General features: G+C 35.1%; 14 protein-coding genes. 5 read left to right on the forward strand and 9 right to left on the reverse strand.

The window, feature by feature from the left end:
• Window positions 1-31: 31 nt before the first annotated feature.
• Both J6D32_RS03025 and J6D32_RS03030 read right to left on the reverse strand, forming a co-directional pair.
• On the reverse strand, window positions 32-931 hold the full coding sequence (locus J6D32_RS03025; protein WP_055164222.1) for a deoxyribonuclease IV: 900 nt from the start codon (window positions 929-931) through the stop codon (window positions 32-34).
• A gap of 10 nt (window positions 932-941) precedes the next feature.
• On the reverse strand, window positions 942-2,243 hold the full coding sequence (locus J6D32_RS03030) for a DEAD/DEAH box helicase (protein WP_006783620.1): 1,302 nt from the start codon (window positions 2,241-2,243) through the stop codon (window positions 942-944).
• Between the two features lie 203 nt (window positions 2,244-2,446).
• Here J6D32_RS03030 and J6D32_RS03035 point away from each other — a divergent pair, with 203 nt between their 5' ends.
• Window positions 2,447-3,388 carry a 4-hydroxy-3-methylbut-2-enyl diphosphate reductase gene (locus J6D32_RS03035; RefSeq protein WP_055164224.1) on the forward strand — a complete coding sequence of 314 codons (942 nt, stop codon included), beginning with the start codon at window positions 2,447-2,449 and terminating at the stop codon, window positions 3,386-3,388.
• Between the two features lie 23 nt (window positions 3,389-3,411).
• Here the strand turns inward: J6D32_RS03035 and J6D32_RS03040 are convergent, their stop codons facing one another.
• The 4 genes from J6D32_RS03040 to J6D32_RS03055 all read right to left on the reverse strand — a co-directional run bounded on the left by J6D32_RS03040 (window position 3,412) and on the right by J6D32_RS03055 (window position 6,858).
• Window positions 3,412-4,062 carry a M15 family metallopeptidase gene (locus J6D32_RS03040; protein WP_009606310.1) on the reverse strand — a complete coding sequence of 217 codons (651 nt, stop codon included), beginning with the start codon at window positions 4,060-4,062 and terminating at the stop codon, window positions 3,412-3,414.
• 120 nt (window positions 4,063-4,182) lie between these two features.
• Entirely contained in the window at window positions 4,183-5,064 is an 882-nt protein-coding gene (locus J6D32_RS03045; RefSeq protein ID WP_009606309.1) for a choline/ethanolamine kinase family protein, read from the reverse strand.
• A gap of 1,081 nt (window positions 5,065-6,145) precedes the next feature.
• On the reverse strand, window positions 6,146-6,325 hold the full coding sequence (gene rpmF / locus J6D32_RS03050; protein WP_006783624.1) for a 50S ribosomal protein L32: 180 nt from the start codon (window positions 6,323-6,325) through the stop codon (window positions 6,146-6,148).
• Between the two features lie 11 nt (window positions 6,326-6,336).
• A complete protein-coding gene (locus J6D32_RS03055; RefSeq protein WP_006783625.1) occupies window positions 6,337-6,858 on the reverse strand; it encodes a YceD family protein in 522 nt (173 codons plus the stop codon).
• 198 nt (window positions 6,859-7,056) lie between these two features.
• Here J6D32_RS03055 and J6D32_RS03060 point away from each other — a divergent pair, with 198 nt between their 5' ends.
• The 4 genes from J6D32_RS03060 to J6D32_RS03075 all read left to right on the forward strand — a co-directional run bounded on the left by J6D32_RS03060 (window position 7,057) and on the right by J6D32_RS03075 (window position 11,313).
• A complete protein-coding gene (locus J6D32_RS03060; RefSeq protein WP_006783626.1) occupies window positions 7,057-8,250 on the forward strand; it encodes a nucleotidyltransferase in 1,194 nt (397 codons plus the stop codon).
• A gap of 66 nt (window positions 8,251-8,316) precedes the next feature.
• Entirely contained in the window at window positions 8,317-9,336 is a 1,020-nt protein-coding gene (locus tag J6D32_RS03065) for an Mrp/NBP35 family ATP-binding protein (RefSeq protein ID WP_006783627.1), read from the forward strand.
• Window positions 9,337-9,472: 136 nt separating this feature from the next.
• On the forward strand, window positions 9,473-10,744 hold the full coding sequence (locus tag J6D32_RS03070) for a helix-turn-helix domain-containing protein (protein ID WP_006783628.1): 1,272 nt from the start codon (window positions 9,473-9,475) through the stop codon (window positions 10,742-10,744).
• 362 nt (window positions 10,745-11,106) lie between these two features.
• On the forward strand, window positions 11,107-11,313 hold the full coding sequence (locus tag J6D32_RS03075; RefSeq protein ID WP_006783629.1) for a hypothetical protein: 207 nt from the start codon (window positions 11,107-11,109) through the stop codon (window positions 11,311-11,313).
• Between the two features lie 33 nt (window positions 11,314-11,346).
• On the opposite strand, the gene J6D32_RS03080 is transcribed toward J6D32_RS03075, so the two are convergent.
• The 3 genes from J6D32_RS03080 to murC are packed head-to-tail and all read right to left on the reverse strand — an operon-like array spanning window position 11,347 to window position 13,601.
• Window positions 11,347-11,937: a YtxH domain-containing protein gene (locus tag J6D32_RS03080; RefSeq protein ID WP_006783618.1), complete on the reverse strand. Its 591-nt coding sequence runs from the start codon at window positions 11,935-11,937 to the stop codon at window positions 11,347-11,349.
• Between the two features lie 54 nt (window positions 11,938-11,991).
• Window positions 11,992-12,255, reverse strand: a complete 264-nt coding sequence (locus tag J6D32_RS03085; RefSeq protein WP_006783617.1) for a hypothetical protein — start codon at window positions 12,253-12,255, stop codon at window positions 11,992-11,994.
• A gap of 32 nt (window positions 12,256-12,287) precedes the next feature.
• On the reverse strand, window positions 12,288-13,601 hold the full coding sequence (gene murC, locus J6D32_RS03090; protein WP_009606783.1) for a UDP-N-acetylmuramate--L-alanine ligase: 1,314 nt from the start codon (window positions 13,599-13,601) through the stop codon (window positions 12,288-12,290).
• Window positions 13,602-13,643: the final 42 nt, after the last annotated feature.

Consider the following 13,643-nt stretch of genomic DNA (forward strand, 5'->3'; position numbering starts at 1 on the left):
TAATCCCAATGAGGGTTTCCTGTCTTTTTTGTTATAAACGTCCTAAAATGCGTTCTAAGTTCTTTGGATCAAATTCACCTTTTTTAAACATTTCAATTTCTTGTTTATACGGTGGGACTTTATCTTTCGAACCTTCCATCCCAACATAAGGTGTTTCTAAAATTTTAGGAACTTTCTCAAAATCTTTATGATACATAATATATTTTAACGCATCAAATCCGATTTCACCAAATCCGATGTTTTCATGGCGGTCTTTTTTAGCGCCAGATATATTTTTACTGTCATTGATATGAAAAGCAGCGATTTGTTTTTTTCCAATCAAACGATCAAATGATTCTAAAACGCCAGCGAAGTCATTCACGATATCATAACCTGCATCATGAACGTGGCATGTATCAAAACAAACGCGTAATTTTTCATTATGAACGACATGTTCAAAAATATAGGCTAATTCTTCAAAACTACGTCCAATTTCAGTTCCTTTACCGGCCATTGTCTCAAGTGCAATCGTAATCGCTGTATCTTTTGTTAAGACTTCATTTAATCCTTCAACAATTTTATCAAGTCCCGCTTCCACGCCTGCACCAACATGAGCACCAGGATGTAAAACAATCGTTTTCGCACGCAAGGCAACCGAACGCTCAATCTCTTTAGCTAAAAACTCAACCGCTAATTCAAATGTTTCAGGCTTTACAGTGTTCGCTAAGTTAATAATATAAGGCGCATGAACCACAATATCAGAAATCCCATGTTCATTCATATAGTTCCATCCCGCATCGATATTTAACTCTTCAATTGCTTTACGACGTGTATTTTGAGGAGCACCCGTATAAATCATAAACGTATTCGCTCCATATGAATGAGCTTCCTTAGCAGCTCCAAGTAACATCTCTTTTCCAGCCATCCCAACATGAGATCCGATTTTTAACATCTAGCTCACCTTACTTTCTTTTACGACGCTCTTGACGTTTTACTTTATCCATTTCAAACTTCATTTTCTTTTTATAACCTGGTGTTACTTTTTTCGGTTTACGAACTTTTGCCTTTGCAATTTTATCAATTTCATTTTCTTTCTTTTCACGCTTTTGGCGACTATTACGAGCATTAACCGTTACCAATTCACCGTTTTTTAATTCTTTATAGTTGAATTTAATTCCACGTTCTTCTAACTCTTGTAATAATTCTTCTTCGGCTGAATCATATAATGTAATAGCTACTCCATCATAATTTCCACGCGCTGTACGACCAACACGATGGATATAAAACTCTAAATCCTGAGGAAGTTCATAGTTAATAACATGGCTAACTCCTTCAATATCGATTCCACGTGCTGCAATATCCGTTGCCACGATGTATTGGAAATCTAAATTACGAATACGTTGCATCATTTGACGGCGTTGACGTGGTGTTAAATCCCCATGGATCTGCCCAACTTGTAGCCCTTGTGATGTTAAAGCATTCGAAACTTCTGTGGCATGTTGTTTGGTATTAACGAAGATAATCGCTAAGTATGGATTAATGGTTTTAAGTAAATTTGCCACAATATTAACACGGCTGCGGTGTTTCGTTGGATATAAAATATGATTGATTTTAACCGCTGTTTGTTGACGTGGTTGAATGTGAATATGAGTTGGAACTGTCATATATTTCTTTAAGAACGGCTTTAATGCTTGAGGAATTGTTGCTGAGAAGACCATCATTTGTAAGTCTTTTCCCATTGTACCTGCAATTTGATCGATATCTGTTAAGAATCCTGTTTCAAGTGTCATATCTGCTTCATCAACGACAAACATTTTAGCTGTATGAACTAATAACGCACGTTCATTGATGGCTAAGTCTTTAATACGTCCTGGTGTTCCGATCACGATTTGAGGTTGTACCCCTAATCTTTCAATCGTTTGCTTTTTATCCGTTCCCCCCACATAACGTCCAATTTTAATTGGTGTTTCGCTAAATGACGCTAAATGACTTGCTACAATATAAATTTGTTCAGCAAGTTCGCGTGTTGGGGTTGTAATCACCGCTTGCACTTGTTGCACGTCTTCTTTTAGTGACTCAAAGATTGGAATTAAAAACGCATGTGTTTTTCCACTCCCTGTTTGAGACTGACCAATAATATCTTTACCTTCTAATGCTAATGGGATAACTTGTTCTTGAATTTGAGTTAACTCCTCAAAGTGTAAATCTTCAATCGCTGCCTTTAAGTATGGCTTTATATTTAAATCTTGAAAACGTTCAGACATTAATACCACTCCTTCAATTGTTAGTATGACTAACTTTAATCATTCATAAACCATGATTTCTATCTAAGTTGTAATTCCTTTTTACGCACAAATTCTATCTTACCAAAGTTTGACCACCAAATTCAACCTATATTCTTTATTATTAGGAGATAAACACTAAAATATGATATAATAAGACAAATTATAAAAAGAGGTGACTATCCATGAACGTCATTAAAATTGCTCCACGTGGTTATTGCCAAGGTGTGATCAGTGCTTTAAATATAGTTCAAAGCGCGGCACATGATGAGACACTTCCACGCCCAATCTATGTTTTAGGAATGATTGTTCATAATGAACATATAACAGATGCTATCAATCAACTCGGGGTGATTACCATTGATGATAAGAAAAAAACACGTGCTGAGCTTCTTGATCAAATTGAATCAGGAACCGTTATTTTCACAGCACATGGTATCTCTCCCATCGTTAAACAAAAAGCAATTGACAAAGGACTTTATGTCATTGACGCTAGCTGTAAAGATGTGATTAAAACACATACGTTAATGAAAGAACACATTGACTTAGGGTATGATGTCATTTATATTGGAAAAAATGGTCATCCAGAAACAGAGGGCGCACTTGGTGTTGATGAACATCACATTCATTTAATTTCAAATGCCAACGAACTTGAAAACTTACAAATCTCCAATGATAAAATCATCATTACCAATCAAACGACGATGAGTTTATGGGATGTTTTTTCTCTTTCTGAAAAAATCAAAGAAAAATTCCCAAAAGCGATCTTCATTAAAGAAATTTGTAACGCAACTCAGGTTCGTCAAGAAGCGGTAGCAAATCAAGCAGGTGCAGCCGATTTAACAATTGTCGTAGGGGATCCACACAGTAATAATACGGCCCGTTTATCACAAATTTCAGTTGAACGTGCTAACACACCATCCTATCGAATCGCAGATTTAAGTGATTTAAATTTAGCGTGGTTAAAGGGCGTTGAAACAGTTGCGATTACGGCAGGAGCTTCAACTCCAACTCCAATCACCAAAGAAGTCATTGATTTCTTAGAAGCTTATGATGAATTAGATGCCTCAACGTGGGATACAACCTCACACATTACAAGTGATAAAGTGTTATTTAAACGCAAATAAAGCCAGGATTGTCCTGGCTTTATTTATTTTTCAAAATGTTGATAATCTTTAAGCGATGTCCAATCTCCCCCCCATGTCCAACCATATCGCTTAAAAATCTGATACACACAATCTCCCTGTTTAATCATTCCTTGGATGCATTGATTTCGGTCTACAAAGCTAACCCCATTGCTTGGCAATACAGTGCCTGATTTAATATACGGATTAATCCGTGGGTTTAAATCAATTGCAAGTCCAAGCGCATGCTTTGATAACTTCCCACCATCTGTTATTTCTCTAAAATTAAATCCACTGCTGTTGTTATCCATCATTGATAACTCATCTGAACCACCATAACAGCTCATCACTTTCATTTTTTCAATCGGATATCTCATCCCGTATAACTCTTTAAAAATAGCTAGCACCTCATCCGCTACTTTTTGATTAACAATGATTTCACCTTCATAAATATATCCATCAAAACCAAAATGCAATACCGATAAATAACGTAAATCATCATAACCCAAAACACTTTCATCTAAATAAACCCATTGTTTTACTTCATCACCATATCGTTCTTGTAGTGTCATGATTTTAAATCCTTGCATCTCAATCTCCTCCACTATCTCTTGACCCATAGACATCGACCAATCAACAACACCAAATAACATTTGATAAATCGCTATGAGCCACATGTTTAACCCCTTCTTTCCATCTTTATCATTTTAATCCGTTCAGCTAATAGATATGAATAGTTTTAACCAATCCCTCTTATTTGAAACAAAAAAAGCTGAGAATTTCTTCTCAGCCTTTGACTATGCTTCAAATTGTTTAACTTCTGTTAGGAACTGTTCAGCTTTCATTGAATACATGCTTGCAATCGCCTTGAAATTTAAATGAAGGTCCTCACTTAATCCAATTAAGTCTTTATATAACGCAACATTATGCCATTGTAAGCATTGGAAAGCACGCCATAAATAAAGACGCTTTAACTCCTCGACTTTTGGCTCACGGCCTAAATAAATCGGCAAAAAGGCTAATGCTAACTCGAAATCCTTGTTTCCAACACAAGCCACATCATACATCGGATCATTATTTCCTGCAAACTCCCAATCTAATAAATACGTGTGATCTGCTTCAACCACCATGTTTGAAATTTGGCTATCATTGTGACAAATCACTAATGGAAATTGATCTAAGAAGGAACGATATCCTAAAAATTCTTCTTTTAATTCAAAATATTTCTCAGTATGATACTCACCCTTATCGCTTACCAACTTTTCATAAGCATCTAATCGGTCATAAGGGCGATAATCATTCATCGCTTTTAATCCTGAATCATGAAGTTTATGCAAAACAACTGCCACTTCATCTAAGTAAGGTTGTGCATCTTCTGCTTCACTCAATGGAGTTCCCTCCACAAACTTAGCAATTTTATATCCTTTTTCAACATCGACATAAATCGTCTCATTATTGATTCCTAATGCATCAATAATCGCGATATTTTCTTTTTCTTCTTGGCGGTCAACAAACACTTCTGCATTTTTTCCAGGAATTCTAAACGTATATTTAGCTCCTTCTACTTCAACCACATAAGTGAAGTTTGACATCCCCCCCATTAAACGATGATCAATGATAACATTTGATTCATCTACTCCTAAAGCTTTTGCCGTTACAGATTTGATAATTGATTCCATAAGTGTCACTCCTTCTATCTAAAAAACACAATGTTTAATGATGATCGCGAGAAAACTCATACACTCTCGTAAATGGTTATGTCTTTTTCGTCCTAATTGTAACACAATTATAGATAAATTAGAGCTTTTTTATACGTACAATTTTAAACATGTAAACATTATCATATATCGTATCGATACAATTTAAACTCAAAATTTAGTTAATTAATAGCTAATAATCAAAATCAAATTGATCATCAAACACTTATAACCTCCCTTTTACTGATTAAAAGTTAAGGTGTCTCGCCGATCCCTTCTGGGACTACCTTAAACACCCTATTAATGATTGACCTATTGATCCTGATTCCCCGGAACATTCTCTATTCGAACATTAATCCCATTATTTTACCAAAATAAAAAAATTCTATTAAATAATTTATGCTTATCTAATAGAAAATTCTGTAGTTCCTCTTTTTTAATCCTCAACTCCACGCCACATAAAAAGAGGCAACCATTGGTCGCTCCTTTAAAATTAGACTATTTCTTATCAGATACGTTCAGCTCTCGGCTCACCTACTGATGAAGGATCACTCCACCATACCTGAAGTATCGTTATACTAAAGCGGTAATTTCAGTCACTTAATATCGACTTCTTCTTCTAATATGGTCTTTGCTCACACCTCGACTATCAACTATGAAATCGCCTCGCTTCACTCGGCATATAGTTGCACTAAAGTGGTAAGTTAAGTCACTTAACACCACAAGGAAAAGCCCCATCATTTGAGGATACCCTCTTCGAGGGATGGGCCCCCCCCTAAAATTTTCGAAGCACATAAAAAGAAGCAACCTTTCGATTGCTTCTTTAATCTAGATTATTTCTTATCGTATGGTCTTTGCTCTCGCCTCGACTACCATTTAAGGATAACTCCGCCGAGCACGGAGTATAGTTGCACTAAAGCGGTGAGTTAAGTCACTTAACACCATAAGGAAAAGCCCCATCATTTGAGGATACCCTCTTCGAGGGATGGGGACCCCACAAACAAAAACCAGAGCATTTCTGCTCTGGCTCCAAACCTTTATTAATGGGCCCATTAACAAAGTATTATTCTTCAGTTTTTACTACTTCGCGTCCTTTGTAAGTTCCGCAAGTTCCACATACACGGTGAGATAATTTCATTTCTCCACATTGTGGGCAAGCTACCATACCTGGTACTTCTAATTTGAAGTGAGTACGACGTTTACGTTTTGCAGTTTTAGATGTTCTTCTTTGTGGTACAGCCATTTTGACACCTCCTAATTATCTTGAGTATCATTTAGCAATTTTGATAAAACTGCTAATCGAGGATCTATTTTTTGAACAGGTTCTGATTCGTGCAAATCTTCTTCTGATTCGAATTCGATCCCTTGTTTTTTCATTTCTTCGTAAGCACCTTCTTTTACGACACGTAAAGGTTTCTCTAACATGATATTTTGTAAGATAACCGGTGCTAATTCGACAGTTGTTCCAGTTACTAGGATTTCATCGTCACCTTCTTCATATAGAGCACTATCTAAAACGAAGATCTCAACTGTATCAACGCTAAATGGATATTCTACATCTTCAAGTGTTAATGCACACGGTAATGTCATGCTTCCTTCAATATGAAGGTTGAACACTACTTTTTTACCTTGTAATTGTCCAGTTCCTGTGACTTTAACTTTCGATAGTTTACGAATTTCATCATGATGCTTCACAACATCTGAAAAATCAACTAATTCGTCAATTTCAAAGATTTGTGAACCTTGTTTTATAAGCTGAGCGATAGCCCATTTCATTACAATCACCTCTAATTGCAACAGACTACATTATACATACTTTTTTCTTCATTGTCAACAACTCAAATCAAAAAAAGATGTCGTAGTCTTACTAATCTTAATTTTTTATGTCTAAGCCGACACTTAACCTGAATATAACCATCCATCATATTAATCTCAATGCATCTTTGATATAATAATGAATAGGAAGGTGATACCATGAAGGCCACTGGCTTAATTGTTGAATATAATCCGTTTCATAATGGACATCTGTATCATTTAAAACAGAGTTTAAAACAATCTCAAGGAGATGTATTAATTGTCGTAATGAGCGGGCATTTTACTCAACGTGGCGAACCAGCCGTCATTAACAAATGGGAACGTACAAAAATGGCTTTAGCAAATGGAGCTGATTTAGTGATCGAGCTTCCATATGTCTTTAGTTGCCAGCACGCAGACCTATTTGCTAAAGGGGCTGTTTCTATTTTAACACAAATACATGCGAATGACTTAATTTTTGGTAGCGAAAGCGGAAAAATTGACGATTTAAAAAGATTGGAGTCTATTTCTAAAAGTGAAAACTTTCAAAAAGAGCTTCAAAACTTCATTAAACTTGGGGACAGTGTCCCACTCGCTCATCAAAAAGCGTTAACCTCTTTAAACTTAGATACGACACTCGGAACACTGCCTAATAATACCCTTGGGGTTTACTATATTCGTGCCGTTAACGATTTAAAGAGTAATCTATCCGTCAAAACCATCAAGCGTCTTCATAGTGATTACCATGATGTGTTACCTACTCATCATGAACTCTCGAGTGCTACCTCAATTCGTCATTTAAGAGAAACAGGGCAACCTTATGAAAACTATGTTCCCAAAATAGTGCATCAACTTTTAGAACAAAATTATGAACTAACCAAGACCTATCACACGTGGGAATCTTATTTTCCATTCCTAAAACAGAAAATTTTAACCCTAACGCCTAGGTCTTTAAAAATGATTCATGACGTTGAAGAAGGAATTGAGCATCGTCTATACGCTGCCATGATGGATAGTACAGATTTTGAAGACTTTATGAAAAAAGTTAAAACAAAACGCTATACTAGAACAAGACTTCAACGAATTTGTGCTAACATTTTGACGCATACCACAAAAGAATTGGTACAGGAATTAGACAAAGGAGCGCCTTATATTCGAATTTTAGGCGCTTCATCTAAAGGAAGACAGTATTTAAAACTTCATAAGAAACAAATTAACGTGCCCATTTATAGCAAATTTGATTCAAAGGGACATCCGTTCTTACTTCACGAGCAGGCGGTAACAGCTGCTTATAGTTGTATTTTACCCGAACCTCACTGTACAACTCTCATTCAAGCGGAATTTAAGAATTTCCCGATTTTTTTAAAGAGTTAATCATTAACTTATTTTAGGATTTTGGTGTATAATGAGCACAGAACATTAACAAAGGAGACATCGGTCATGAGTTTAAAAGATCAAATTAAACAAGCATTAGAACAACTAGTTGATCCTAGTACAAATAAATCTCTTGGCGAAACACAAAGTATTCGTCATTTAGCAGTCAACGAAGAGGATTCAATCGTCACATTAATTGTGGCTATCGATACATTAGGCGGATCAGAAGAAAAAACACTAAGCCGTCAAATTGCAAAATTAGTTAAAATTGATTATAAATTCAAAGGAATCAAGTTACAATTTGAGCAACTTCCAAAATCAGAGGAAGAAACACCATTAAATGAAAAGAAAACACAGTACATCGCCATTACATCAGGTAAAGGTGGCGTAGGAAAATCAACGGTTACGGCGAACTTAGCTGTTGCTCTCTCTCGTTTGGGTAAAAAAGTTGGAATTATCGATGCTGACATCTACGGTCCTAGTATTCCTCATATTTTTGAAATGGAGAAAACAGGATTTGAAGTGGATGCCAAAAATCGTATCTACCCACCAAAAGCTCAAAACATTCCACTCATCTCAACAGAGTTCTTCTTAGAAAATGATGAACCTTTAATGTGGCGTGGTCCAATGCTTAATCGTATGTTAAATCATTTCTTTAATGATGTCGTATGGGATAAAGATCTTGACTTTATGTTAATCGATTTACCTCCAGGAACAGGAGACGTCGCAATTGATATTCAAAAATTAATCCCAGAAGCTCACGTAATTGTAGTTTCAACTCCTCACCCAACGGCTTCTCATATCGCTGTTAAATCTGGTTATATGGCGAAATCATTGAAACATAACATCTTAGGGGTTGTTGAAAACATGTCATACTATCCAAATCCAGTTAGCAACACGTTTGATGCCATCTTCGGTTCTGGTGGTGGAGAAAAAGTGGCCACAAAATTAGGGGTTGAATTATTAGCACAACTACCAATTGGTCAACCACAAAACGGACAATCTCAATCTATTTTTGGAATGGATGAAGAAATCGGTCTAGCTTACTTAGGGCTTGCTAATAAAGTAATTAAATCTTTTAAATAATTTCAAAAGAGGGATGATGGTACATCATCCCTCTTTTTTCATCAATTTTATCCATGTTCATAGCAAATTTATCTATACCATAATTCGATAAAGCGCTTTAAAATTAAAACTATCTTGAATATCCAAGGAGAACGCTATGAATTATTATAAAAATGCCTTACAAGTACTTGAAATGAAAATTAATTCCCCAAAACCAATTTCTCATGTTGGGTTAACCCTTCGAGAATCTCGAATCAGGCAACATCAAACGCTCGAATTTGTTTCAGATAAAATTTGTACTCCTGCAACCTTATCCAAAATTGAGTTAGGAATGATTCACCCTTCTCCTAAAATCCTTCAAAATTTACTCAAGCGCCTAACTCTGGATTCAATCCCTGACATAAAAAAAAGTCCCCATCATGACTGGTTGAGTTCATTTCGATTAGTCCTTGATCAAGGTAACCTCCATTATTTAGAATCTATCTATCAAATATCGTCCGAACCGTACCCTTATCAGACGGTATTAAAACAATTCGTGATTAATCTGACTTTATCTCATTTGAATCAGATTCATCTGACCTACGAATACTTATTAAATTTTCAACCTTATATGTCCCTCGAAGAATGTCTCCTCTTCTATCACTTTGTTGGAGTCTACCATTTAAAACTTAAAAACCCAATATTAACCATTAAATATTATCGATTAGCCTTTAAACTTAGTCAGCACTTAAAACTTGAAAATTCACTTCTCTCTTTACACTTAGCCCAATATTATTTCAATTTCAATCATTCCATTCAAGCTATTCATCATCTAAACGATGCTCTCCAAGGCTTTTCAAGTCGATATTTAATGAAATATACCCTTGAATGCGAGTTGCTCTTATGCGAGGATTACATCAAAAATCACGTCTATACGAAGGTTCCTCCCCTCATGTTTAAGCTTTATCATCAACTAAAACTTGATGATCCTTTCCATTACCTTAATCGATTACTAAATTTGATGGGCGACTATTATTTCAAGATAAAAGAATACAATCAAGCCGAAAGATATTATAAAAAAGCGCTATTTTCAGAATCAACTGCACCCTCCTCATTAATGAAATTACTCCATTTATACTATCAGTCAGCTCAATCAACAAAGCAAGTATCTCTGATACAAAAAGTTAAACTAAATAAAGATTTACCTCAAGAAATCATTTATTTGATTAAATACTATGAATTCTTAACTCATGATCCTTATGGTGACTTATTTCGAATTTTTCTACTTAAAGAGGCAATCCCTGTCGCCATCCAATCAGCAGATTTCCATCAATATGAACGTTATGCCACTGCTTTGATTAATCTCTACTTAGAAAAAGGAAAATATAAGATGGCCTTTCAAACACAAGACAAATTATCCAAATACCATGAGTCACTTCTCCTATCCTAATTTTTAATTTTATCTCTCGTGCCAATTACGACAAAAATTACTTTTTCATCATTATATAATTTAACTACATTAATCCCCACCATATAAAACAGTACTATCTTGATGTTTTTCAAATCGGTCTCAATGATTAGATTCCTTTAGTACTAAGATATTCTATCATCGAGGATTTTCCCCATTAGAAGGAAAAAACTAAAGACCTTGTGACTACTTAACCTAGGCACTCATCTAATAAAATGTGGAATCAAATCGTGTGGGGAGCTTCTTGCCCTCAAAGAGGTATCCTCTACTGGTAGGGAATTCAAAAGTTTTTCAATCATAAAAAATACATCTGGATTCATCTTGAGATAGGAGTGTTTGATACGATGAAAGAGTTATTCATACAATACTGTTATTCACAAGAACAATGGGGATTATTCGATCCTGACGTTGATGACTTTATCTTTTATGCTAATTCAATTACAGGCGTTACCACGTATGCCTATGAACTAGCTCCATTAATTAAACCATGTCAAATAAAATTTATCCCACAGTATCTACTCACTAGTTTCACTATTTTTGCAACTTATTAGAACCAAAATAAAAAGGTAGCTTTCGCTACCTTTTTATTTATTGTCAGTCACTTCTTTTTTAGCTTCAAGCGCTGCTTGACTGACAGCATCTACCATATCAGTCGCCACTTCTTTTGTTGTATCCGCCACATTTGAAGCAGCTACTTTTGCTTTATCTTTTGCATCAATGGCTACTTCTTTTACTGTTTCAACAACATTTGATGCAGCTTCTGTTGCCTTTTCTTTTACATCTTTCGCACCGTCTTTAACAGCATCAATCACAATGGTAAAATCATCTTCTAAATCATCACCGAATGATTTGACCTCGTCTTTCACTGTATCTTTTGCTTCTTCAACACGAACAAGCATATCATTTAGCTTTTCTTTGACATCATTCACTTTGCTTTCTAACTCTGCTTTTGAGCTTTCCCAATCAAAGTTATTGACTAAGTCTTTAATTTCATCTAATTTCGCTGTAAAACTTTGTTTCACATCTTCAATTTCGATATCTTTAATTTTATTTTGGATCTCGTCTACTTTGTTTAATAACTCTTTTTGCATTTCTTTACCTGATTTTGGTGTTAATAAAGCCACAGCCGCTGCACCCATTAAGGCACCTAATACAAATACATTTCTTTTTTTCATTTAGATACACCTTCCATTCTTTTTTAAATAAGATAACAAATTATAGTTTATGTATTATCGTTTCATTTTATTTACGAATGAAACAGCTTTAAAGACACCTTGTCCATTTGCGACCGCTTGTGTCACATAGTTTTCGACAACTTTTGTTTTTTCTTGTACATCTTCAACGATTTTAGAACTTTCATTCACTAACGTCGTAGATTCATTCAATAAACGAATTAAAGATTTTAGTGTAAAAACAAGATAAACGGTTAAAACAATTAAACATGTCATAATAACTAAAATTAATAAGTCTGATAACGTGATCGTAAATGTCATAAATTCCCTATCCTTTCAACTCTCCTAGGACCTTAACGTTTAACTCTCCAAGGTAATTTTGTATAAGCATCCTCATACTTCTTAATATCTCCAGCTCCCATAAACACCACAACTGAGTCTTGATGTTGTTGTAATTGTTCAACTGTTTCCTTTTCAATTAAGTTGGCATGATGACATTTGTCAATTAATGTTTGGATACTTACACTCCCACTACTTTCTCGAGCTGACCCAAAAATATCAGTTAAATAAATGTGATCAGCTAAATTTAAACTTTGTGCAAACTCATCAATAAAGGCAGCGGTACGTGTAAAAGTATGAGGTTGGAATACTGCAACTAAATCACGGTCTGGGAATTTCTGGCGAACTGCTTTTAACGTTGCAGCAATTTCCGTTGGATGATGAGCATAATCATCAATAATAATTTGTGTATGGTGTTTCTTTTGGGCAAAACGTCGTTTAACACCTTCAAATAATCTTAGATCTTTATCAATGATTGAAGCTTCTAATCCTTCTAAATAACAAACAGTAATCACCGCTAAACTATTTAATACCATGTGATCTCCGAAAAATAGCGTGTTAAAGGTATGATAAAATTCACCATTAATAAACACATCAAAAGCTGTTCCCTCAGCCGTTTTTAAAATATTTTTAGCGACTACATTATTATGTGACTCTAGTCCATAAGTCATCATATTCGTTGAAGTTTGTAGTTTTTTAACTTCCGGATCATCACCACATGCAATGACCATTTTTTTGGTTTGATTTGAAAAAACATTGAAGGCATCTAAAACGTCATCAATATCTGTAAAGTAATCAGGATGATCATGTTCAATATTCGTAATAATAGCATAATCAGGTCGATATGCTAAAAAGTGTCGTTGATATTCGCAGGCTTCAAAAACAAAGAAACGACTATTTTCTACACCTTTTCCTGTTCCATCTCCAATTAAATATGAAGTTGGATAATTTAAGCGTAATACATGTGCTAATAACCCAGTTGTTGTTGTTTTTCCATGAGTTCCCGCAATCGCAATCGATGTAAAATTAGAGGCTAAATCTCCTAAAAAATCATGATAACGAACACATTTAGCACCTGCTTGTTTCGCCTGAATCACTTCCACATGGTCATCTTTAAACGCATTCCCAATAATCACAACCATATCTGGTTCAATCTTTGATTTTCCGAATGGATATAGGGTGATTCCCTTTGCTTCTAATCCAATTTGAGTAAATAGTTTTTCCTCAATATCTGATCCTTGAACATAGTTCCCCATGTCATATAAAATATGTGCTAACGCACTCATTCCTGAACCTTTTATCCCAATGAGATGATATCTTTGACTCATAATGAATCGTCTCCTATCTCGCTTTAACGATTATTTCTTTTA

The organism is Turicibacter sp. (genome assembly GCF_017941855.1).
Taxonomy (GTDB): domain Bacteria; phylum Bacillota_I; class Bacilli_A; order MOL361; family Turicibacteraceae; genus Turicibacter; species Turicibacter sanguinis.

Coding starts and splice junctions, on each gene's coding strand:
- J6D32_RS03025 (WP_055164222.1), bottom strand. CDS start 931: ATGTTAAAAATCGGATCTCATGTTGGGATGGCTGGAAAAGAGATGTTA.
- J6D32_RS03030 (WP_006783620.1), bottom strand. CDS start 2,243: ATGTCTGAACGTTTTCAAGATTTAAATATAAAGCCATACTTAAAGGCA.
- J6D32_RS03035 (WP_055164224.1), top strand. CDS start 2,447: ATGAACGTCATTAAAATTGCTCCACGTGGTTATTGCCAAGGTGTGATC.
- J6D32_RS03040 (WP_009606310.1), bottom strand. CDS start 4,062: ATGTGGCTCATAGCGATTTATCAAATGTTATTTGGTGTTGTTGATTGG.
- J6D32_RS03045 (WP_009606309.1), bottom strand. CDS start 5,064: ATGGAATCAATTATCAAATCTGTAACGGCAAAAGCTTTAGGAGTAGAT.
- rpmF (WP_006783624.1), bottom strand. CDS start 6,325: ATGGCTGTACCACAAAGAAGAACATCTAAAACTGCAAAACGTAAACGT.
- J6D32_RS03055 (WP_006783625.1), bottom strand. CDS start 6,858: ATGAAATGGGCTATCGCTCAGCTTATAAAACAAGGTTCACAAATCTTT.
- J6D32_RS03060 (WP_006783626.1), top strand. CDS start 7,057: ATGAAGGCCACTGGCTTAATTGTTGAATATAATCCGTTTCATAATGGA.
- J6D32_RS03065 (WP_006783627.1), top strand. CDS start 8,317: ATGAGTTTAAAAGATCAAATTAAACAAGCATTAGAACAACTAGTTGAT.
- J6D32_RS03070 (WP_006783628.1), top strand. CDS start 9,473: ATGAATTATTATAAAAATGCCTTACAAGTACTTGAAATGAAAATTAAT.
- J6D32_RS03075 (WP_006783629.1), top strand. CDS start 11,107: ATGAAAGAGTTATTCATACAATACTGTTATTCACAAGAACAATGGGGA.
- J6D32_RS03080 (WP_006783618.1), bottom strand. CDS start 11,937: ATGAAAAAAAGAAATGTATTTGTATTAGGTGCCTTAATGGGTGCAGCG.
- J6D32_RS03085 (WP_006783617.1), bottom strand. CDS start 12,255: ATGACATTTACGATCACGTTATCAGACTTATTAATTTTAGTTATTATG.
- murC (WP_009606783.1), bottom strand. CDS start 13,601: ATGAGTCAAAGATATCATCTCATTGGGATAAAAGGTTCAGGAATGAGT.